Below are 19,852 nucleotides of genomic sequence, written 5' to 3'. Positions count from 1 at the left end.
GCACGCTGTTGAGTTCTCAAGGAACGGACGCTTCCTTCGGACCGCCTTCCAGCGGGCCCTCCGGGCGCTTCGTTCTTTCGTGTTTCCAGCTTATCGGATGTTTCCGGCTCCGTTTCCGGGGCTTCGCTCATCCAACTCGCCGGTGTCTTCTACGGCTTGACGCCCCGTCCGACGTTTCAAACTCTAGCCGATCCCCGCTCCGAAAAGCGAATCCGACCGCAACCCGATAAAACGCGCACACCGAATCAACACCTGACCGCACCGCGACAACGCGAAACGACCGGTGAAGACCGGGAAGTGATGCTTCAGAGGATTGGCCGCCCCCGGGACCGTCCGCGCAGATGCGTGTCCGGTGCTCCCTGCCGAGCGACTGGGAGACAGTACCCCTACTCGGCTCCCGAAACAAATGCCCAGCCCAGACCACAGTGGTGCGGCGCCCTCCCCTCTCTTGCCGCTATCGGATCCCGGCGGCCACCGCCAGCCGTGCGGCCTCCGCCAGGCCGTCCCGCCACGGTTCGCCGTGACCCGGCAGAACGGTGTCGATCTCGTATTCGGCGACCTTCTCCAGGGAGGCCAGCGCCGCCCGGCTGTCCTGGGTGAAGGCCCGACAGATCACGCAGGGGCCGACGTGCCCGGCGACCGCGTCGTTGGTGACCAGGGCGTCGCCGGTGAAGGCGAGGGAGGCGTCCGGGAACACATAGCTGGTGCTGCCGTGCGTGTGCCCGGGGGTATGCACCGCCAACGGCAGGCCGGGAACGTCGAGTCGGGTGTCGTCCGTGAAGGTGCGGAGCTCCCGGACCGCCGGCGTGCGGAGTGCGCCGCCCCGGGCCAGGTGCAGCGGTGCCCGCAGGCCGCTCGGGCGGCGGACCGCGTAGCCGAGGAGGGAGCGCTCGGGGCGCCAGACCTGGTTGAGGCGCCGTGGTTCGGCCAGGATCGGCGCGTCGGACTCGTGCACCCAGACGTCTGCCCCGGACTCCATGCGGACCCGCTCGGCAAGGCCCACGTGGTCCGGGTGGCCGTGGGTGATCAGCACCGCCGCGATGTCGGTGATGGGTCTGCCGAGAGCGCGCAGTGCCCCGAGCAGGCTGTCCCAGTGCGCGGGCAGTCCGGCGTCGACCAGCACCAAGGCCGGGCCGGTGTCGACGAGGTAGAAGTTGACCAGGTCGTCGCCCAGCCGGTGCGCGGTGGGCGTCGGGGACTGAAGGGCGCTCATCCCGATCACCGGCCCAGCTGGATGGTGGTGGCGGGCAGGGTCGCGACGCGCTCGGCGCCGAGCAGTCGCGCCGCCGTCCGTGCGCCCGGGGGCGGGCCGTCCAGCAGCGTGGCCGCAACTGCGGCGGCCAGGGCCGCGGTGAAGGCGAACCCCTCGCCCGTACTCAGCTCGGCGACGTGCCGACGGCCGTCCCCGGCGGTGAGTTCCGCGTAGGCGTAGGAGCGGCCGTCCGTCCCGGCGCCGCCGCGCGGTGCGGCGTAAGCGGTGACGTCGGGCGCGCCACCGGCGTCGCGCGCCGCTTCGAGATCTCCGGTCGGCACGGGGATCACCGTCCGGCTCGCGCCGCCGAAGGTGAGCGCCGTGGCGCCCTCGCCGAGCGGGAAGCGGACCAGCTCGCCGGCCCGGTAGACGGTGGCGCCCTCGGCAGCGGCCTCGGCCACCGTCGTACGGACGCCCTCCGTGTCGTACGCGGTGGTGGCGGCCGAGGCGACGACCACGCTCGCCGGGTCCGCCAGCCGCCCGCGCAGGGCCAGCACCAGCGCCTCGGTGGCGGCCGGTCCGAAGCCGGCCCCGGTGACGAGCGCGACGCCCCGCTCGCGCGCCTCGGCGTCACGGTCGAGCAGGGCGCGCACGGCGGCCCGCTCGTTGGCGAGGTCGACGTACGCCGTGCCCGCGTCGAGGCACGCGTTCACCACGGGCGGGGCCAGGCGGGTGAACGGGCCGACCGTGTTGACCAGTACCTTTCCCACCCGGACCGTCGCGGCCAGCGAGGCGGGGTCCGCGAGGTCCGCGACCAGAACGGCCACCGCCCCGCTGTCGAACCGCGCTGCGGTCGCCGCCAGCCGGCCCGGGTCCCGGCCGACCAGCGTCACCGTCCCGCCCTGCCGGACGAGGTGTCCGGCGATCAGGTTGCCGGTGGTGCCGGTGGCACCGAGAACGACGAAGTCGGATCGCATGATCGTGCTCCTTCCGCCCGAACGGGCTTCCGTCGATGACGGGACAACAATGACACAACATCGATGTCGCGTCATCAATGTTGCAGCATCGATGTTCCAGCATCAATGTCGTGTCATTGATATGCTGACCCCGCATGGCCCCGCACCCGCTCAACCGACGGACGAAACGAAGGGCAGCCCGTGACCGCCGACCACAGCCGCACCACCCGGGCTCCGCAGGACGAACTGCGCTACCTGCTCCTGGCCGCCCAGCGCGAGGGCAGCCGCCGGCTCGGCGATGCCCTGCGCCACCTGGGCCTCACCCCCGCCCAGGCCGAGGTGCTCGACGTCCTCGCCGCGCACCAGCCGGTCACCCTGGCCGCCCTCGGGCGCCTGCTGGTCTGCGAACAGGGCAGCCCCAGTCGGCTGGTCGACTCGCTGGTCCAGCGCGAGCTGGTCAGCCGGATCCCGCACGAACAGGACAAGCGCGCCGTCCTGATCCAACTCACCGACGCCGGAAGCACGCTGGCCGCCCAGCTCGGCGACGCGACCGCACGGCTCACCAGCGAGATGGCGTCCCGGCTCACGGCCTCGGAGGTCGACACCCTCACCGCCCTGCTGCACACGCTCCTCGACGGCACCGACGCCGCCCGGGCCATCCGCAGCCGGTACCCGCACTGAGCGTCTCCGGCTGAGCGACTCCGGACGGCGAGTCCGACGTGAACGGGCCGGGGTCGTGGCGAGTGCATCCGCCACGACCCCGGCCCGGGGTGTCCGCTGCCCGACCGGGCGCACCGCCAACGGGATCTATTCGCAGTGCCTCGGGCCGGAAAGGGGGTGTTCTTCATGCAGCTCAGATATTCGTTCCGCCTCTATCCGAACGGACCTCAGCGTTCAGCGCTGGCACCTGCGTTCGGGTGCTCCCGCGTGGTGTTCAACGACGCGCTGCGGCCGCCGGACCTGCGGTGACAGCCTGTCGAGCGTAGGTAAGACCGGGACTCGTCCCGGCACAGCGCGAAGAAGCAGGAACCCACCGAGACGGTCACCCGACCGTGGTAGGAATCCCCGGCCCCTCAGGCCGGGGAGCGGAAGTCAATTGAACAGACGGTCGCCGCTGTTGGCCATGCGGTGGGTGGAGCCGTGGCGGTTCACCCAGTCGCGCACGAGATTGACGGCATTGGCGCACTGCCAGCTGTCGTCGTACTCACGCACGCCGGTGAAGGCGCCGTAGCCCGCGATGATGCCGTCCACCTGGGCGTCGCCCAGCAGCTTGTCGACGTACCACGGGTCGTTGTAGGTGGTCGTCCAGGACAGCGTGGCCGCGAGCCGGCCGGCGGCACGGTCCGCGGCGCCCTTCTTCAGTTCCGCGCACGTGTTGTAGGTGGCTTCGGTGCAGTTGCCGAAGCCCTTGGTGATGTCGCTGTCGCCGTAGTCCATCGCCCGGTGACCGTTGGGGATCCCGGCACCGGACCGGTTGAAGGCGTTCTGGGCCTGGTCGCGGGTGCCGGTCGTCGTCATGCCCTCCAGACGGCCGAGCTTGCCCTCCAGGCTCTTCCAGCCGCGTCCGCCGACGTCCGGAGTGTTGCCGCCGTGGTACTCGTAGAACCCGTAGAGCACCTGGACCCCGGCAGCCGTCAGCCGCTGGGCCTTGTCGTGCAGTCCGGCGACGCTGCACCCGCGGTTCTGCTGCTCCCCGCAGTAGTTCGGGTCCTTGATGTCCAGCCAGACCAGCGACAGTCGGCGCCCCGCGTTGGCGTTGGAGACGATGCGGTCGATCATGCTGTCGAAGCTGGGGCCCAGCCGGTTGTCGCCGGCCGAGGAACAGTCGTGGTAGGCGCGCCACTCGTTCGGGTTCCACCAGGCGCAGACATCGATCTCGATGCCGTTGGCACCGTGCTTGAGCGCGGCGTCCACGCCGTCCAGGGTGTCGACCCGGTGCGCGATGGCGTAGATCGGGTGGCGCTGGTCGGCCGCGGCCGCCGGGGTCGCCGCGAGGGCGGTGACCCCGGCGATCCCGCACAGCATCGCCGTCATCGCCGGAAGCACGCGTCGGCCCGCACCGGTCCTGAGGTGAGTGGTCAAGAAAGGTACTCCTTCTTGTCGGCGCCTTGAAGTGGACATGCCCACCCCACCAACCGTACGTTGCCGAACGGCAAATGGTCGATAAACGGGTCTCGATGTCCGAAATATGTTCTGAACTAAGGAGCTTGACTGATCGTCAGCTGCGCTTGAAGAACTCCACCTCGGCCAGGGCGATGGTGCGGCCAGGGCCGGTTCCGGCGGCCTCGCGGACGGTGAGCTTCACCTGGACGACGTCGCTGATCCCGGTCGCCACGGTCTGCGGGCCCGGCTGGTCGTTGAGCGTGATCTGTTGCCGGTGCAACTCGCCGTCCGAGGCCGTGACTTCCAGGGACAGGACGAGGGGACGGGCCTGTTGCTGGAAGTGCTGCGGGTCCGCGGAGTCGCCGGTGTGGATGATCAGGTCGACCAGCCGGAAGGGCGTGCGGAAGGTGAAGGTGATGGAGTCCCCGATCGCGGGCGCGCCCCAGTAGGTGTTGCTGAGGCCGTCGTCGGCGGCGGTCGCGGGATGGCCCTCGACCGCGCCGCTCGCCGAGGTCAGGGAAGGGGTGATCGGCGCGGTGTTGCCGAGCTTGTCCAGCACGTCCTGGTAGGCGCTCCTGCCGACCGGGTACAGCAGGATCCCGCCGACCACCAGCGCGGCCAGCACCAGCAGCGCGATGGTGCGGCGCAGCGCGTTGCCCGAGCCGCCGATCCGCACCCGGCGTCGGAACGGCCAGCGGGTGCGCCACCACGGCAGCTTCGGCGGGGGTGCGGTGTCGGTCAGCGGTGCCGCGCAGCGGCGGCAGAAGCGCCGTTCGGGCAGGTTCGGCGTGCCGCACCGGGGGCAGGGCGGGCCGTCCTGGGCCTCGTCGGCCGCGGATGCCCGAACGACGGGGCGCGGTGCGACGGGCTTGGCGGGCTGCACGGCCACCGGATCGGCCACCGGATCGGCGTGCGGTTCGGGAGGCGCAGGCGATTCGGCAACCGGCGTCGGGGCCGGGGCCGGGGCCGGTTCCGACGCCCGTGTCGGTTCGGGGGCCGGAGCCGGCCGCGCGCGGGTCGAGGTTGAGCGCGGAGGCTCGGCGACCGACGCGGTCGGCGGCTCCTCGGCGGGCGGGCTCGGCGGCTGGGCGTCCGGGACGGGCGGCTGTTCCCTCCTCGTGGCGCGCGTCACCCGTCGCGACACGGCTCGCCAGGTGGATTCGGTGCGCGCGGTCTCGGGCACGGCGGGCCCGGCAGGTGCAGCAGGCTCGGACGCGGCAGGCGCAGCGGCCGCCTCCGCCTCGGTCTGCGCGGGCGCGGGCGCAGGGGTGGGCACGGGAGTGGGAGTGGGTGAAGGCGCCGTCCGAGGCCCGGCAGCCGGCGCCGCCGGGGCCGGGGCACTGCGCGACCAGCCCAGGTACGCACCGCAGTTGCCGCAGAAGTCGTCCCCCTCCCCGTTGGCCGTTCCGCAGTCGGGGCACACCGGCATCCGTCAGCCCTCCGTTCGCCCGGGTGGGCCGGGCAGGATCTCCACCCGGCAGGTCAGATGGACCGGGCAGCCCGCCCTGACGACGGACAGCACCTGGTCCTCGTCCAGCCCGGCGCCCGGCCCCGGACCGTCCAGGGGCCAGACCCGGATCAGCACCTCAGCGCCCACCGCGGGCAGCGGGACGGCACCGGGGGCGGTGGACCAGGAGACCCCGCCGCCGTCGGTGATCTCGGCACCGGCGCCCAGCACCAGCCGCAGCCGCTCGGTGAGTCCGCGGCGGGTGCCGCGCCACCGGTGCAGCTCCACCGCGCGCTCGACCACCGCGCGGCGCACCTCCTCCGGCCAGGCCGGGTCGACGTCTACCGCGACCCAGGACGCCAGCCAGTCGAGGAAGTCGGTCGGTGCGAGGCGGGGTCGGAAGTAGGCGGGCAGGTTGTCCAGGGTGGCGAAGACCGGGGCGAGGACGGTGTCCAGGCCGGCCGTGAACCGCTGGGCGAAGTCGTCGTCGGCGAAGAGCGCAGGGAGCAGTTCGCCGATCGGGTACGGACTGGGCAGCCCGGGGACGGCGGCCCGGTTCATGCGCCCACCTCGCTGCGCTCGGCAGGGGCATTCACCCACGCGCACCTTTGAATGATTCGCTCGCTGCGCTCGCTCATGACTGCCCGTCCTCAGCCGGGGTGACCACGATCTGGTGCTGGTGGGAGAAGACCAGGGCGTCCGGCGGGACCTCGACCCGCTCGGCGGGGGCGCCCCGGCGTCCGGTGATCGGGTCCGCCGGGAACAGCCGCAGCTCCTCGACCCCCGTGACGGCGGTGACCCGTTGGAGCGCGGCGAACACCTCCCCGTACTGCACCGCCCGGCCGAACGGCCAGCCCGTGCCGTCGGCGCCGCCGCGCAAGGGGTTGAGATAGCGGTACAGCTCGGCGAGCGCCGCCTCACGGACCCGGTCGGGGTCGGTGGATCGGGTGGTGAGCCGGGCGACGACCGTCACGCCCTGGTAGGCGGGGGGCTGTACGACGATCCGGGTGCCGATCAGCCGCCGCTCGTCGAGGGCCGTCGCGACGGCGGCCAACATCTGCTCGTCGGGGATCAGTTGCTCGAACCGCAGCCGGTCGCCGTCGTCCGCGACGGCGTCGGGGACGACCAGCACCCGCACCGTGCCGGCTTCCCCGCCGACGCCGGGCACACAGCTGATCCGGACGGCGGACGGCGCGGCCTGCCGGGCGATCAGCTCGAAGTCCCCTGCGGTGACGGCCCGTTCCTGCAGCCTCAGCTGGTGCGGGGCGCGCAGCTTGGCGTTGTCCACGGTCTCACCGTCGACCCCGCCCCTGGCCGCCTCGCGGTTGTCGACCCGGGCGATGTACGGGACCGAGCTGCGCAGCACCGTGATGGTGCTGCGGGCGACGTTGCCGGCGATCCCACCGCCGGTGCGGTAGTGCGGGACACGCAACCGCGCGCCCTTGGGCGGCACCGCGCCGAAGGAGCGCAGGCTGCCGTCGGGTTCCCGGACCGCGGGCGGGAAGAGGAACTCGCCGGTGGTCGCGTCGAGCACCACGTGCCGGTCGGCCGGTGAGGAGTCGCCGAAGTGCTCGACGACCGTCCATCGCTGCCACCCGTCGCCGGCCGCGACCTCGACCACCGGGGGCTCGCCGTCGAGCAGGACCGGGGGCCGGGCGAGCCGGAAGCGCTGGCCCGCGACCCCCTCGGAGGAGCCGAGCGGCGCGTCGGTGACGGTCTGCGCGTGCACGACGGTCACGGTGCCGCCGACCGTGAACACCTCGGCCCGGCGGACGGTCGGGGACTCGGAGTAGAACGGCTGGCCCGGTCGCGGCTCGGTGACCCGGCAGCGCAGCCAGCCGGCCCGCCGCCCGGCGACCACCGACGCGGTGTGCCCGGCGGGCACGAACACCACCACCTCGCCGGGCCGGTTGAGGCCGCCGGTGGTGTCGCCGCCGGTCTCGCAGGCGATCCAGCGCCCGCCGTCCCACACCTCCCAGACCAGCGGCGGCTGGCGCGGGTCGACGCCGACGCCCTCCACCCGGCTGTCCAGCCGGACGACCAGGATGCAGCGCGGCACCACGGTCGGCAGGGCGAAGAGCATGGCGTCCCCGACCTCCGGATGCGGCTGGAAGCACGGCACGTCCGCCCCGTCGGCGAGCCGGGCCGTGGCGTCGGACTGCTCCCCGGAGGCGGAGACGGTGACCAGTCGCTCCAGCGAGCTGGGGACGATCGGCAGGTCCTCGGTGGTGGAGAAGACCACCGCGTCGTCGGTCTCGGTGCGCAGCGTGGAGACCTCGGTGCCCGCCCGCAGCAGGACCGTCTCGGGCTGCGGGGCCGAGAGCCAGAAGTCGACCTCGGCCCGGGCGGCGGCGGGCGGGAAGAGCCGGATGCCCAGCAGGTCGAGGAAGGCTGCGTAGTTCTTCTCCGGGACGCGGTTCAGCCGGTAGAGCAGCTGGTCCACCAGGTAGGCGAAGGTCTCGATGAGGGTGACGCCCGGGTCGGAGACGTTGTGGTCGGTCCACTCCGGCGCGCGCTGCTGGACGTACCGCTTGGCCTCGTCGACGAGTTGCTGGAAGCGGCGGTCGTCCAGGTTCGGGGAGGGCAGTGCCATCAGCGGTCGCCCCCGTCCGCCGCGGTCGGGGACTCCGGGATGGTGTAGAAGGGGAAGACCAGGTTGCGGCGGTCGTTGGTGGCGCGCACGGTGTAGTGGACGTCGATGTAGAGCGTGCCCTCGTCGACGCTGTCGAAGGCGATCACCACGTCGTCGACCTCGATCCGCGGCTCCCAGCGTTCCAGCGCGATGCGCACCTCGCGGGCGATCCGCCCGGCGGTGGTGCTGTCGCCCGGGGCGAAGACGTACTCGTGGATGCCGCAGCCGAACTCCGGGCGCATCGGCCGCTCGCCGGGGGCGGTGCCGAGGATCAGCCGGACGGCCTCCGCGATCTCCCGGTCCCGGTCCACCATGCCGATGCCGCCGGTGGCGTTCACCCGCAGCGGGAACGCCCAGCCGCGGCCGATGAAGCTGCTACTCATGCGCCCACCTCGCTCCGCTCGGCAGGGGCATTCGCCCACACGCACCTCTTGATGATTCGCTCGCTGCGCCCGCTCATGCGGCGCCTCCGATCAGCACGTTGAACGCACCGGTGGTGATGGTGGCGCCGCAGGTCGTCTTGTCCCCCATGCGGGCCGCGGGGAGGCCGCCGATCAGGACCATTCCCCTGGTCGCCGTGCCCAAGGAGGGCTCGACGAGGTTGGCGGGGCCCATCTCCACGTGCGGGACGCAGGCGTGGATGCTGCCGACCACCGCGGCGGGCCGGCCGCCGATCAGCACGGTCGCCACGGCGAGGGCGCCCGGCGGCGGTGTGGTGAGGGCGCCGCCGTGATCGGTGAGGTCGCCGGTCCGGGCTGCGGGGGGCATGTACGGTCTCCATTTCCGATGGTGCCCTTCCGGATGGTGGGCACGGTTCTGCTGCCTGTTGACTTGATGATCCGTCAATTGATGCGTACAAATGCTCCCTTGATCACAGCCTCGGCCCCGCCGTCCACGGTGACCGCGGTCGTCCCCCGAACGGTCACCGAGCCGCCGCGCACGTTCACCTCACCGGTGCCCGCGTCGAGGGTGATGCCGGAGGAGGAGAGGCGCACGGTGCTCCCCGCCGCGCCGCCCAGGCCGTGGACGGTCAGCACGATCTCCCCGCTCTGCTGGTCCAACCGGACCTCCAGCCGCCCGTCCCCGCTGGCCAGCCGGACACCGGACTTGCCGCCCGGTACGTCCAGCAGCTCCAGGCGGTGGCCCGAACGGGACACCACGGAGCGGCGGTTGACCTTGCCGGTGGCCGCGTCGACCAGCGGTACGTCGTGCGGTGAGGGCCGGTCCACGCCGTTGTAGAGGCCGCCCAGCACGTACGGGCTGTCCAGGTCGCCCTGCTCGAACCCGACCAGCACCTCGTCGTTGACCTCGGGGCTGACCACGCCGCCGCCCCCTTGGCCGCCCCACTGCACGGTGCGCACCCAGTCGGAGACGTAACTGTCGTCCAGCCAGGGGAACTTCAGTCGCACCCAGCCGCGCTGCCCGTCGCCCTGCTCCCGGACGTCGGTGACCACGGCGACCGCCAGGCCGGGCATCCGCGGCCCGCGCGGCGGCGCGTTGCCGCCGGTGACCAGCCCGGCCAGGGAGCGGTCGGGTGCCGCGCTGACCACCACGGTGGTCCGGTAGCCGCGGAACGGTTCGAGGAGATGGCGTGCCCCGGTGACGCTGTAGCGGCCGGAGAAGGCGGCGCCGACGTTCCCCAGGGCGACGGCGGTGCCCGCCCGCAGCCGCGGGTTGCCCTCGACGACCGCCTCCAGCTCGCCGAAGCCTGCGGCCACCGAGGCGGCCAGCGACCGGGCCGCGGCGGTCGTCTCGGCCTGGGTGCGGTACGGGGTGTCGGCGACGGTCAGCCGGGCCGGACCGGGGAAGGCGGAGACCACCTCCGCGGGGCTCATCCCCGGCTGGACGGTCAGCGAGGTCACCGACGCCTCGGTGGCGACCAGGGCGCTCTTGGTGGTGACGTTCCATCCGCGCGCCTCGACCGTGTCCGCGCCGGCCACGCCGGTCAGCACCCCGCGCAGCTCCAGTAGGTTGCGGCCGTACTCCAGCACCATCGGGTTCTGCGGCGCGGGGGTGGAGGGGGCCGGTGCGCCGGACGCGGGCTCGGGCCGGACGAACTCCAACCTCCCGTCGTCGTCGGCCCGCACCTGGGCGCCGCTCTCCTGCGCCAGGAACTGGAGGAACTCCCAGTCCGGGACGTTCGCCTGGGAGAGCTGCTGGTGGACGACCGGGAAGGAGTCGATCCGTCCGCAGGTCAGGCCCGCGCCCGCGGCGACCTCCCGGACGATGTCGGCGGTCGTCATGTTCCGGAAGGCCTTCACCCGGCGCCCGCGCATCAGCCGGTGGGTGACCGCCGACGCCCGCACCACGGTGTACGAGCCGGTGGTGTCCACCTCCAGCTCCAGCGCCGTCACCTCGCCGGTGAACAGCCGCACCTGGGTGTGCCCCTGTACGGTGACCACGGACACCCGCAGCCTGGTCCCGATGCTGATCCCGGTCGCGCTGAGGAAGGTGTGGTCGGCGTCCCGGAAGGTCAGCACGGCGGTGTCCGGCAGGCCGACGCTCTCCTCGATGTCGCAGGAGACCAGCTGGGTCGCCCACACCGGCGGCAGCGGGCCCGGCGCCTCGACGACGGGATCCGCGGCGAACGGGCGACCGCCCCGGGCCTCGGGCGTGGTCACGACCGCCCCCCACGGGTGAGTTCGTCGATCCCCGGCACGATCAGCTCCGCGCCGGGGACCAGCGCCAGCGGATCGTCGATGTCATTGGCCTCCGCGATGGTGCGCCAGGCCGTCGCGTCCCCGTACGCCCGCCAGGCGAGCAGCGGCAGGCTGTCGCCCGCGATCACCCGGTGGGTGCTGCGGGCCTCCGGCGAGCCGGAGGTCGGGTTCTGGCCGGCCGGGTCGACGCTGGCCTCGTCGATGGACAGCGAGCAGACCGCGCGCAGCGGATTGCCGTCCACGTCGAAGAGCGTGTAGGTGACCGACAGGCCGGTCAGCACCCCGTTGAACGAGGTCGTCTTCAGGGTGCCCCAGTCCAGCCGGATCCACGGACTGGCCGGCGTCTTGCGCGCCAGGCTGGTCGGGGTGGGCACGCACGCCGTCATCAGCTGCTCGACCGCTCGCTCCACCGAGTTGTCGTGGGTCGCGGTCGAGTCCAGGAACACGTCGAGCGCGAGCGAGCGCGGGCCACTGCCGACGAACTCGGGCAGCGCCGACTGACCCGCCATCCGGGACGGCGTGCGCCGCCACTCGGTGGTCTTGCGCAGCACCAGGGTCGCCGGGTTGAACTGCAGCGGGAGCCGCGCGATCGCGCCGCCGGGCTGGGCGCCGACCGTGGACGGGGGCTCCATGATGGTCAGTTGGGCCCGGGTGACGCTCGCGGGGACCGCCGGGGACATCCTTGGTGCTCCTTAGGTGGGTGGGGCGGCTGGTGGAACCGGGTCGGTGCGGGGCCGGGTGGGTGCAGGCCCGTACGGGCCGGGTGGTGTCAGAACGGGCCGGGTGGTGTCAGAACGGGCGCAGGCCGGCGTGGGCGATCTCCAGGGTCTCCACCGCGGCCTGGGAGTTGGACGGGTCGAAGGACGGGCCCTCCCACCGCACCGGGACGATCCCGAGCACCTGCCAGCCGACGATCCGGCTCAGGTCGGGCCGCAGCGCCACGATCTCGCCGTCCTTCGGCTCGACCTTCCGGACGATCTCGCCCAGCCAGCGCGCGATCTTGACGGTGTCCGCGGTGACCGCGCGGGTCAGCGTGATGTTCGACCAGGTGATGCGGCCCGGCAGCTGCCAGGCGAAGCCGTTGTTGCCGCCCTCCGCGTACTGCTCGATCTCGACCTGGGCGCCGAGTCCCGAGCAGGTGGTGAACTCACCCAGGTCATTGCCGCCGATGGTCAGGCTGAAGAAGACGCTGCTCGCGAAGATGTTGTCGGTCATCGGTCCCGTTCCCTGTTCCCTGCGTCCGGTCACGTCGCTGCGGTGGCCCGGCGGGCCGCCCTCCGCCGGGCCCGCGCTCAGCGGCGCATGTCGTACGGCTTCCCACTGCGCTCCCTGCCCCTGCGCAGTTCGGTGCGCAGCAGCCGCCCGACGGGTTCGACCAGGCGCCGGGCCAGTTCGTCGAGGTCGGCGGGCCCGGCGCCACCGGCGGCCTCGGCGGGTGATTCGCCGACGGCCTTTGCGGGTGGCGAACCGGTCCGGGACGGCGGGGCGGCCTGCGCCGTGACCGGCGCGCGCGCCGGTACGGCGGTCAACGGCACCCCGGCCAGGCCCGCCTGCTCGGCCACCCGCTGCAGCAACCGCGCCGTGCCGGGCGAGGGCGGAGCGGGCGGTGCAGCCGGTGCAGCCGGTGCAGCCGGGACGGACGGGACGCTCGCGGGGTACCCGGCCGGTGCGGCCCGCATCACGACGGGCGCGGGCGCCGCGGCGGGCTGCGGGTCCGGTGCCCGGCCCATTCCCGACGGAGCCGCGCCCGTGGGCAGTTGCGTCGGAGAGGGATACGGGGGCCGGGCCGGGGCCGGAAGACGCTGGACCGACGGGGCCGCCAGGGGCGCGAGCCGAACCACCGGCGGGCGCGGGCCGGTCACCACGGCGGACGGCGAACCGGAGCCGCCCTGCCCCGGGCGCCCCTCGGGCGTCAGCGCGGTAGCACCTTGCGGGGCCGGGCGGCCCACGCTCGTGGCACCACCCTGCGGCTGCCGCGCCCCCGGTGGCACCGCGGCGCTCACGTTCGGCACCGCCCCGGGCAGGGCGGCGCGCGGCAGGTCCGCGGTCGCGGGCGGGATGGCGGTCGCGGGCGGGATGGCGGTCGGGATGGCACCGGATGGTAGCGAACTCCCCCGCGCCGACGGGTGATCAGCCGCCGCCCGGCCGCCCCCGCCTTCCGGCGAACGTCGGGCACGCGAGCGTTGCACGGCAGCCACGACCCCGCGCGCCGCATCCGATCCGGCCGAGCGGCCCGGCGTCGGCACGGCTCCCGGGGCACGAAGCCGCACCGGACTCGCCTGCGTCGCCGACTGCCCGGTGGCGGTACGGCCGTCCCCCGCACCCGGTGAGCGCCGCGAACGTGAACGTGCCCCCGAGCGCTGCGCGACGGCCGCAGCCGGTTCGCCGCCCGTGTGGGGCGCGAGCGCACGGGGCCAGACGGCCGGAACCACCGGCGGAGCAGGCGCTGCGCCGGTGCCGGTACCGGTGCGGGTGGGAGCGTTGGTACTGGTCGCGGACGACGACGATGGGGCGGCGAGGGCGACCGCCATCCGGCGCTCGCCCAGCAACCCGCGCCTCGGGCCGGTGAGTTCGACGGCTCGCTGGACACCCAGGCCACCGACGGCCGGACGCACGGCCCCCGTCACGGGGATTGTCACGGGCACGGTCACAGGGACCGTCTGGCCGCCGCCGCGCGGGGCACCGTCCCGATCCGGTGCCCCGGCAGGCCGGGTCCGGGCTGCGGGGACGACCGGCTGCGGCGTGGTTCCCGGCCGCCGCTCCGGGCCACTGCCGGACGTCGGCGCGGCGGAACCACCCTGCGTCCCCGTCCGGGCGCTGTGGGGGGCCGTGTCGGAGGCCACCGCGCGCCCGGTCGTCGGTCCGCTCCGGCCGCGCTCCGCACCGGCGTGCACACCTTGACCACCACCGGCAGGGCCCTCGCGCCGGGCTGACGCTGCATCACCATCCGTACTCAGTACGGATGGTGAGTCAGGCGAGTCGCCACCAGGACGCCGGGTCGCGCGCTGCACGCGCGGCCCCTCGCCGACCACAGGCGCGGCGCCGGCGGGCACAGCCCGCTCCGCCGCGCTCCCGACGCTTGGGCCTGCGCTGTCGCCCGGCGTCGGGCCTGTGATCCGCCGGACCGGTCGACGCCCGCCGAGGAGCGGAGCAGTACCGCCCGGCGCCGCCGCCGTCGGTGGCAGCGCGTCGAGGGGCGCGCCCAGACCCGTACGCGTGCGGGCCTGAACCGGGGCAGGGCCGGACGGTACCCGTCCGGTGCGCTCGGGGCTCGGCGACGACGGCGTGGGCGAGGCGGTACCGGCCTCGGACGGTGTGCGCTGGACGGGTACGCCACCGGCGGGCCCACGCTCAGAACGGGACACTGCCGGGCCGCCCGCCTGGGCAGCCGGACGGGTGCGGCTGTCGGGGGTGACGTCGTGGCCCCCGTTCCCGGACGGCCGGGCGCCGTCGACCCCGCCCGCCTCGGGGCCGGTGGACCCCGTGTCGCCGGGGACGACGGGCATGACCGGCGCGCCGGTGACCTCATCGGCCGTCTGGGGGCCGGTGGTCGCAAGGGGCGCGGCGCTGGCGGGCAACGCGGTCAAGGGCGCGCCGAGGACCGGGCGGGCAGGTGCGGCAACACCCGGCACAGCGGCACGCTGGACCACGCCCTCGGTCCGCCCGTTGCGCCCGCTTCGCCCGGGCGTGGCGGCGCCACCCGGGCCCGACTCCGTCCGTACGGCGGCCTCGCCGCTCACCGGCGGGCGCATGCCGCTGACCGGCTCCTCCGCCACCGCTACGGGCTGCGGCGCGTCCGCGCCCCGACCCGGCGGCTGGTCCACGACAACCGGCGTCCTGCGCGGCCCCGGAACCACCGCAACCGGGCGCGCGGACAGCGACCGGGGGCGCCGCGCCACGGTCAGTGGCTCACCGACGGTACGCGGCCGCACCGGACGGTGGGCCGGGCCCACCGCGTCGCTCCGGCGCGGGGGCTCGGCGGCCGCGTCGGGCGTCTCCGCGCCGGGTATGTCGGCAACGGTCTTCGGGGCAGCAGGACTTGGCGCAGCGGGCGTCGGCGCATCAGCCGTCGGCACGCTCGCGCGAGCACCGTCCGGCACGGCCCGTCGGTCGGCCGCACCCGCGCGCGCGGTCCGCTGCACCGACCGTACGGGAAGCCGCCGTACCCGGACGGACCGCTGAACCGATCGTTGAGCAGGCCGGGCCTCCCCGGGTTCCCCCGGTTCCTCCGCCCCGGCCGCTCCTGTGGCAGCCGGCAGGACGAGCTCGTCCCCGCCCGCGACGACGGTGGACGGGGAACCCGGCACCGCCATCGCCCGCAGGATGCCCACCGGGGCGGACGGCAGGACCGCGTGCCCGAGCGGGCCGCACAGCGAGGGGTCCTGCCAGGAGGCCAGCCGCGAGCGGAACTTCAGGCCGTCGCTGACGCCGTGCGCCGCCCCGCCCAGGGTGGGGGCCATCGGCGGCACCGCGCGCCATCCCCCGTCCCCCGCCGGGCGCCGCCGAGCCGCACCACCGGCCCCGGCCTCACCATCACCGGCACCACCGGCGCCACCGGTACCGGCGGCACCATGACCCGCCGCCCCGCCGCCCCGCCGCCGGGCGATCCAGTCCCGCAGCCCCATCCGACTCACCCGCCTTCGCTGATACGGGTGTTGAGCCGCGCGATCTCGCGCACCCACTGCCCGCGTTCGCGGTGGGTCAGGTCGAGGATGTCCTCCCGCTGCCAGTGGAAGTGGTAGGCGATGTACGCGATCTCCTCGTACAGCCGAGCAGGCGCGTACGTCACGATTCCCCCAGGCGCCCACCGGCGAGGTCGACCTCGAAGGCGCCGTCGCAGTGCGGGCAGGTCACCGCGGCGCGCGTGTGGCCCTCGCTGTTGATCCGCTGGTAGAGGTCCTGGAGGAACGCGACGTCGGTGGCGTACATCCGCTCCACGACCCCGGCGTGCACATCGGTGATGTCGCCCAGCCTGGTGATCACGTGGCTGAGCAGCACCACGCTCAGGTAGGCCGGGTTCTCCTTGACCCGCAGGTCGATCTGCGGCATCAGCTCGTCGCGGGCGGTGGCCAGGCGCATGGCGCCGTGCCGGTGCACGGTGCCCTCGTCGTCGACGTAGCCGAGCGGCAGCTCGAACTCGAACTCGGTGTGCGGCGCCCGCCCCCGGGGCCCGGCCGACCCTGCCTGTCCCTGGGCCTGCCCCGGGGACTGCTGCTGCGGCGCGGTGTTCTGTGGGGCCGGAGCGCGTTCCAGCAGCTCCTCAAGGCCGATCTTCCGCCTCACTCGACGCTGATCTCCTCGAACACGATGGTCACGGTCTCCGTCGCGGCGCTGGACTCGCCGGCGCTGAGCGTCGGGCCCTCCCAGCGGCTGGCCCAGGCATTGGTCAGCTGGATGCGCCGCAGGGTGGCTCCGGTGGTGTCCTTGACCTCGATGGTGAGGTTCTGCCGCGCGGTGTTGATCGCCCCGTTGTTGAGCGTCTCCTTGATCCAGTCCGTGAACGCCCCGCTCTTGTCCAGGCCGCGGGTGATGGTCACCTCGCCGGGCAGCCGGGCGCCGGGCTGCTTGCGGACGATCAGCTTGCCCTCTTGGGTCACCTGCTTGTACTCGACGACGTCCTGTTCGACCGTCAGGTTGCTGATCTCCTTGACGGACTCGACGTTGTAGCCGCCGAGTTGGACGCCGAATATGTGTGTGGAGAGCGGATCGCCTTCAGCCATGGCTTGTTGTCACCTTCCGATGCGATGCGTTGGGGGCCGGGTCACTCGTTGACGAGGCTCGTGCTGTCGGAGAACTGGGACAGCCGGAACACCACGAACTCCGCCGGCTTCACCGGGGCGACGCCGATCTCGCAGACCACCTGCCCGAGGTCGATGGACTCCGGCGGGTTGTTGTCACGGTCGCACTTGACGTAGAAGGCCTCGGCCGCGGTCTGGCCGAACAGCGCACCGCGCCGCCACTCCTCGGTGAGGAACGCGGTGATGTTCCGGCGGATGCTGGACCACAGCCGGTCGTCGTTGGGTTCGAAGACCACCCACTGGGTCCCCAGGAGGATGGACTCCTCCAGGTAGTTGAAGAGCCGGCGCACGTTCAGGTAGCGCCAGGCCGGGTCGGAGGAGAGGGTGCGCGCGCCCCAGATCCTGATGCCGCGTCCGGGGAACGCCCGCACGCAGTTGACGCCGATCGGGTTCAGCAGGTCCTGTTCGCCCTTGCTGAGGCGGATCTCCAGGTCCACCGCGCCGCGGATGACCTCGTTGGCCGGCGCCTTGTGCACGCCGCGCTCGGCGTCGCTGCGCGCCCAGACCCCGGCGACGTGGCCGCTCGGCGGGACCAGCACGTTGCGGCCGCTGGCCGGGTCGAAGACCTTGATCCACGGGTAGTAGAGGGCGGCGTAGCGGGAGTCGAAGCCCGCCTCCTCGTTGCGCCAGGTGCGCATCCGCTGGGCGTTGAGGCCGGGCGGCGGGTCGAGCACGGCGATCCGGTCGCCCATCTGCTCGCAGTGCGACATCACGGCCAGCTGGACGGTCCGCAGGCCCTCGTCGTCGAGGTCGCCGCGCTGGTAGGCGCTCATCAGGTCGGGCACCGCGACCATGGTGATCTCGTCGATCGCCTCCAGGCCGGAGAAGCCGGTCCGGGCCGCGACGTCGCCGACGTACTCGGCGGGGTCGAGCCGGCCGACGGGTGCGACGGCCGGCGCGGGTGCGGGGGCGGCGGCGAGGGCGTGGGTCCGGCGCTCGGGGCGGCTCGGCGCGGTGCCGGGCTGTTCGGTGACCGCGACCAGCTTCGACTCGCGCAGCTGGGTGACGACGTAGCCCTTGGTGTTCCTGCGGGTCGACACGTCGTAGGTCTCGACGACCTCGGCGCCCCGGCGGACCAGCAGGCGGAACCGGTCCTCGGGGACGTTCTCCCCCTCCAGGTCGGCGATCTCGACGGACACCTCGCCGCCCGCGCCGGGCAGGGCCGAGAAGAGGAAGCCCGCGACCGCGACGGGCGGGGCCGCGGCGGGGGTGGGGGCGCCCTCGGCGGAGGCCTGCCGGGCCGGGTCGCCGACCCGCACCACGTAGGCGGAGCCGCCGCCGTTGGCGAAGAAGCCGTACACCGAGTGCGCCAGGTAGGTGCCCTCGGTGAACCCGCCGAAGCGCTGGACGTACTGGTCCCAGTTCGTCACCAGTGTGGGCTCGTGGAAGGGGCCGGTCTCGGCGAAGCCGACGAAAGCGGCGACGGCCGTGCCGACCCCCTCGATCGGGCGGGCACCGGACTGGACCTCCTCCACGTACACGCCCGGGGTGAGGTACGACGGCATTCGCGCTCCTTCGGGTGGCCGGTCATTCGCCCCCGAGTCTGCTGCCCGGACGCCGTCCGGGGACATGTCCCCGGGTCCCGGACCGGGGGCAGGAACGACTGCCCCCGGCGGGCAGCGTGACGGGTACTCACAGGCGGCGCAGACGGCCCCTCCGCCCCGGAGGCCCCGCGGGTCAGGTCTGCCCGGTGGCCCCGACGGCGCCCAGCCACGGCCCGAACTCGCTCTCCAGCACCAGCCGGCCGAGCTTGCGGTACTCACCGACCACCGCGGCGACCAGCTGCGCCATGCCCAGCGGGGCGCCCGTTCCGGCGGCCAGGTAGGCGGCGGAGACCGCGCAGGCCCGGATGGAGCCGCCGGTGAGCTCGAACTGCCGGGCGCAGAAGTCCAGGTCGAGGTCGTCGCCGCGGGGCAGCCGCGGCCCCAGGCAGCGGTCCCACAGCAGGCGGCGCTGCGCCTCGTCCGGCAGCGGGAAATCCGCGATGACGTCCAGGCGCCGGGTGAACGCCTCGTCGAGGTTGGCGCGCAGATTGGTCGTCAGCACCGCGATCCCCTCGAAGGACTCCATCCGCTGGAGCAGGTAGGCCGTCTCCACGTTGGCGTGCCGGTCGTGGGCGTCCTTGACCTGCGCGCGCTTGCCGAACAGCGCGTCCGCCTCGTCGAACAGCAGGACGCCGTTCACCTGCGCGGCCTCGGTGAAGATGCGTTCCAGGTTCTTCTCGGTCTCACCGATGTACTTGTCCACCACCGTGGACAGGTCCACGACGTACAGCTCCATGCCGAGTTCGGCGGCGACCACCTCGGCCGACATCGTCTTGCCGGTGCCCGACTCCCCCGCGAACAGCGCGATCACCCCGTTGCCCCGGCCGCCGCCCGGCCGCATCCGCCACTGCCCGAGCACCTGGTCGCGGTGCCGGGCCCGCAGGACGAGTTCGCGCAGCCGGCCGGCGGTGGGGCCGGGGAGCACCAGGTCGGCCCAGCCGACCGCGGGCTCGATCCGCCGGGCCAGGCGGGCCAGGCCGGCGGCGTTCTGCGCCCGTACCGCGGCCCGCAGGTCCTCGGCGCGCACCGGACGCCGCTCGGCGGCGGCCGTCCTGGCCGCCACCGCGGCGGCCCGCTCCAGCTTCTCCCGGTCCACCCGGTAGGCGGCCACCGCCTCGGCCAACCCGTCGGTCAGCTCCGCACTCAGGGGCGTCCCGCCGGCGGCCAGGGCGTGGGCCCACCGCTCGGCACGGCCGCGCGCGTCCGGCGGCGGCACGGTGACCACCATCGGGCTCTCCCGTGCCCAGGCCGGGTCCCACACCTGGGGGCCGTGCACGATCAACGGGAGGCCGGCGAGTTCCGCGCACAGCTCGCGCAACAGGGCGGCCCGCTCGGGCCGTTCGGGTTCGAGCCGGTCCAGCGGTCCGAGCACCACGCCGCCCCCGCCCAAGCGCGCCTCGCGGGCGAGCACCCGCACCGTGCTCCCCGGCGGGCGGGCGGCCAGCGCGGCGGCCCGCGGCGGGCTCTCCCCGGCGCCCCCCGGGGGGGGGGCCCGCGCGGGCGCCCGCCGGCCGCCCCCG

The 19,852-nt window shown here is 73.9% G+C and carries 18 protein-coding genes and 1 pseudogene; 2 read left to right on the top strand and 17 right to left on the bottom strand.

Features of this window, described 5'->3' with window-relative positions; all coding sequences use genetic code 11:
* Nucleotides 1-454: 454 nt before the first annotated feature.
* Nucleotides 455-1,213: an MBL fold metallo-hydrolase gene (locus ABZW30_RS43235; protein ID WP_355676814.1), complete on the bottom strand. Its 759-nt coding sequence runs from the start codon at nt 1,211-1,213 to the stop codon at nt 455-457.
* A gap of 5 nt (nt 1,214-1,218) precedes the next feature.
* Complete coding sequence (locus ABZW30_RS43230) at nt 1,219-2,169, bottom strand: saccharopine dehydrogenase NADP-binding domain-containing protein (RefSeq protein ID WP_355676813.1); 951 nt, start codon at nt 2,167-2,169, stop codon at nt 1,219-1,221.
* A 180-nt stretch (nt 2,170-2,349) separates the two neighbouring features.
* Here ABZW30_RS43230 and ABZW30_RS43225 point away from each other — a divergent pair, with 180 nt between their 5' ends.
* Nucleotides 2,350-2,829: a MarR family transcriptional regulator gene (locus ABZW30_RS43225; RefSeq protein WP_355676812.1), complete on the top strand. Its 480-nt coding sequence runs from the start codon at nt 2,350-2,352 to the stop codon at nt 2,827-2,829.
* Between the two features lie 165 nt (nt 2,830-2,994).
* Nucleotides 2,995-3,099 (top strand): annotated as a pseudogene (locus ABZW30_RS43220) (helix-turn-helix domain-containing protein); the annotation flags it as partial.
* 141 nt (nt 3,100-3,240) lie between these two features.
* On the opposite strand, the gene ABZW30_RS43215 reads toward ABZW30_RS43220, so the two are convergent.
* The 15 genes from ABZW30_RS43215 to ABZW30_RS43145 all read right to left on the bottom strand — a co-directional run.
* On the bottom strand, nt 3,241-4,230 hold the full coding sequence (locus ABZW30_RS43215; RefSeq protein ID WP_355676811.1) for a phospholipase: 990 nt from the start codon (nt 4,228-4,230) through the stop codon (nt 3,241-3,243).
* A gap of 136 nt (nt 4,231-4,366) precedes the next feature.
* Complete coding sequence (locus tag ABZW30_RS43210) at nt 4,367-5,152, bottom strand: zinc ribbon domain-containing protein (protein ID WP_355676810.1); 786 nt, start codon at nt 5,150-5,152, stop codon at nt 4,367-4,369.
* A gap of 531 nt (nt 5,153-5,683) precedes the next feature.
* On the bottom strand, nt 5,684-6,259 hold the full coding sequence (locus ABZW30_RS43205) for a phage tail protein I (protein ID WP_355676809.1): 576 nt from the start codon (nt 6,257-6,259) through the stop codon (nt 5,684-5,686).
* A gap of 73 nt (nt 6,260-6,332) precedes the next feature.
* The gene (locus ABZW30_RS43200) at nt 6,333-8,291 is read right to left on the bottom strand and encodes a putative baseplate assembly protein (RefSeq protein ID WP_355676808.1); all 1,959 of its coding nucleotides are present in this window, start codon (nt 8,289-8,291) and stop codon (nt 6,333-6,335) included.
* Nucleotides 8,291-8,713 carry a GPW/gp25 family protein gene (locus ABZW30_RS43195; protein WP_355676807.1) on the bottom strand — a complete coding sequence of 141 codons (423 nt, stop codon included), beginning with the start codon at nt 8,711-8,713 and terminating at the stop codon, nt 8,291-8,293. The genes ABZW30_RS43200 and ABZW30_RS43195 overlap by 1 nt, the downstream gene beginning before the upstream one ends.
* Nucleotides 8,714-8,786: 73 nt before the next feature.
* A complete protein-coding gene (locus tag ABZW30_RS43190) occupies nt 8,787-9,098 on the bottom strand; it encodes a PAAR domain-containing protein (RefSeq protein ID WP_355676806.1) in 312 nt (103 codons plus the stop codon).
* Between the two features lie 74 nt (nt 9,099-9,172).
* Nucleotides 9,173-10,951 carry a VgrG-related protein gene (locus ABZW30_RS43185; RefSeq protein WP_355676805.1) on the bottom strand — a complete coding sequence of 593 codons (1,779 nt, stop codon included), beginning with the start codon at nt 10,949-10,951 and terminating at the stop codon, nt 9,173-9,175.
* Nucleotides 10,948-11,670: a LysM peptidoglycan-binding domain-containing protein gene (locus ABZW30_RS43180; RefSeq protein ID WP_355676804.1), complete on the bottom strand. Its 723-nt coding sequence runs from the start codon at nt 11,668-11,670 to the stop codon at nt 10,948-10,950. Before ABZW30_RS43180 ends, ABZW30_RS43185 begins: the two co-directional genes overlap by 4 nt.
* Nucleotides 11,671-11,779: 109 nt before the next feature.
* Entirely contained in the window at nt 11,780-12,205 is a 426-nt protein-coding gene (locus tag ABZW30_RS43175) for a phage tail protein (protein ID WP_355676803.1), read from the bottom strand.
* A 77-nt stretch (nt 12,206-12,282) separates the two neighbouring features.
* Nucleotides 12,283-12,552 carry a hypothetical protein gene (locus tag ABZW30_RS43170; RefSeq protein ID WP_355676802.1) on the bottom strand — a complete coding sequence of 90 codons (270 nt, stop codon included), beginning with the start codon at nt 12,550-12,552 and terminating at the stop codon, nt 12,283-12,285.
* A 3,068-nt stretch (nt 12,553-15,620) separates the two neighbouring features.
* Nucleotides 15,621-15,779, bottom strand: coding sequence for a DUF6760 family protein (locus ABZW30_RS43165; protein ID WP_181970396.1), 159 nt, complete (start codon nt 15,777-15,779; stop codon nt 15,621-15,623).
* A complete protein-coding gene (locus ABZW30_RS43160) occupies nt 15,776-16,273 on the bottom strand; it encodes a hypothetical protein (RefSeq protein WP_355676801.1) in 498 nt (165 codons plus the stop codon). The genes ABZW30_RS43165 and ABZW30_RS43160 overlap by 4 nt, the downstream gene beginning before the upstream one ends.
* Nucleotides 16,270-16,710 (bottom strand): phage tail protein, encoded by a 441-nt coding sequence (locus ABZW30_RS43155; protein WP_030290301.1) that lies wholly within the window; start codon nt 16,708-16,710, stop codon nt 16,270-16,272. The genes ABZW30_RS43160 and ABZW30_RS43155 overlap by 4 nt, the downstream gene beginning before the upstream one ends.
* Before the next feature lie 41 nt (nt 16,711-16,751).
* Nucleotides 16,752-18,293 (bottom strand): phage tail sheath family protein, encoded by a 1,542-nt coding sequence (locus ABZW30_RS43150; protein ID WP_355676800.1) that lies wholly within the window; start codon nt 18,291-18,293, stop codon nt 16,752-16,754.
* Between the two features lie 172 nt (nt 18,294-18,465).
* The coding region (locus ABZW30_RS43145; protein WP_355676799.1) for an ATP-binding protein at nt 18,466-19,852 on the bottom strand (1,387 nt) is incomplete at its 5' end.

This window comes from Kitasatospora sp. NPDC004669 (assembly GCF_040609455.1).
Lineage (GTDB): Bacteria > Actinomycetota > Actinomycetes > Streptomycetales > Streptomycetaceae > Kitasatospora.
The sequence above is the reverse complement of the archived record's forward strand: the minus strand, read 5'-3'. Positions and strand labels throughout refer to the sequence as shown.

What these genes read in the sequence shown, in the direction of transcription:
- ABZW30_RS43205 (WP_355676809.1), bottom strand. Translation starts at nt 6,259, where the DNA reads ATGAACCGGGCCGCCGTCCCCGGGCTGCCCAGTCCGTACCCGATCGGC.
- ABZW30_RS43180 (WP_355676804.1), bottom strand. Translation starts at nt 11,670, where the DNA reads ATGTCCCCGGCGGTCCCCGCGAGCGTCACCCGGGCCCAACTGACCATC.
- ABZW30_RS43235 (WP_355676814.1), bottom strand. Translation starts at nt 1,213, where the DNA reads ATGAGCGCCCTTCAGTCCCCGACGCCCACCGCGCACCGGCTGGGCGAC.
- ABZW30_RS43190 (WP_355676806.1), bottom strand. Translation starts at nt 9,098, where the DNA reads ATGCCCCCCGCAGCCCGGACCGGCGACCTCACCGATCACGGCGGCGCC.
- ABZW30_RS43150 (WP_355676800.1), bottom strand. Translation starts at nt 18,293, where the DNA reads ATGCCGTCGTACCTCACCCCGGGCGTGTACGTGGAGGAGGTCCAGTCC.
- ABZW30_RS43200 (WP_355676808.1), bottom strand. Translation starts at nt 8,291, where the DNA reads ATGGCACTGCCCTCCCCGAACCTGGACGACCGCCGCTTCCAGCAACTC.
- ABZW30_RS43155 (WP_030290301.1), bottom strand. Translation starts at nt 16,710, where the DNA reads ATGGCTGAAGGCGATCCGCTCTCCACACACATATTCGGCGTCCAACTC.
- ABZW30_RS43195 (WP_355676807.1), bottom strand. Translation starts at nt 8,713, where the DNA reads ATGAGTAGCAGCTTCATCGGCCGCGGCTGGGCGTTCCCGCTGCGGGTG.
- ABZW30_RS43175 (WP_355676803.1), bottom strand. Translation starts at nt 12,205, where the DNA reads ATGACCGACAACATCTTCGCGAGCAGCGTCTTCTTCAGCCTGACCATC.
- ABZW30_RS43230 (WP_355676813.1), bottom strand. Translation starts at nt 2,169, where the DNA reads ATGCGATCCGACTTCGTCGTTCTCGGTGCCACCGGCACCACCGGCAAC.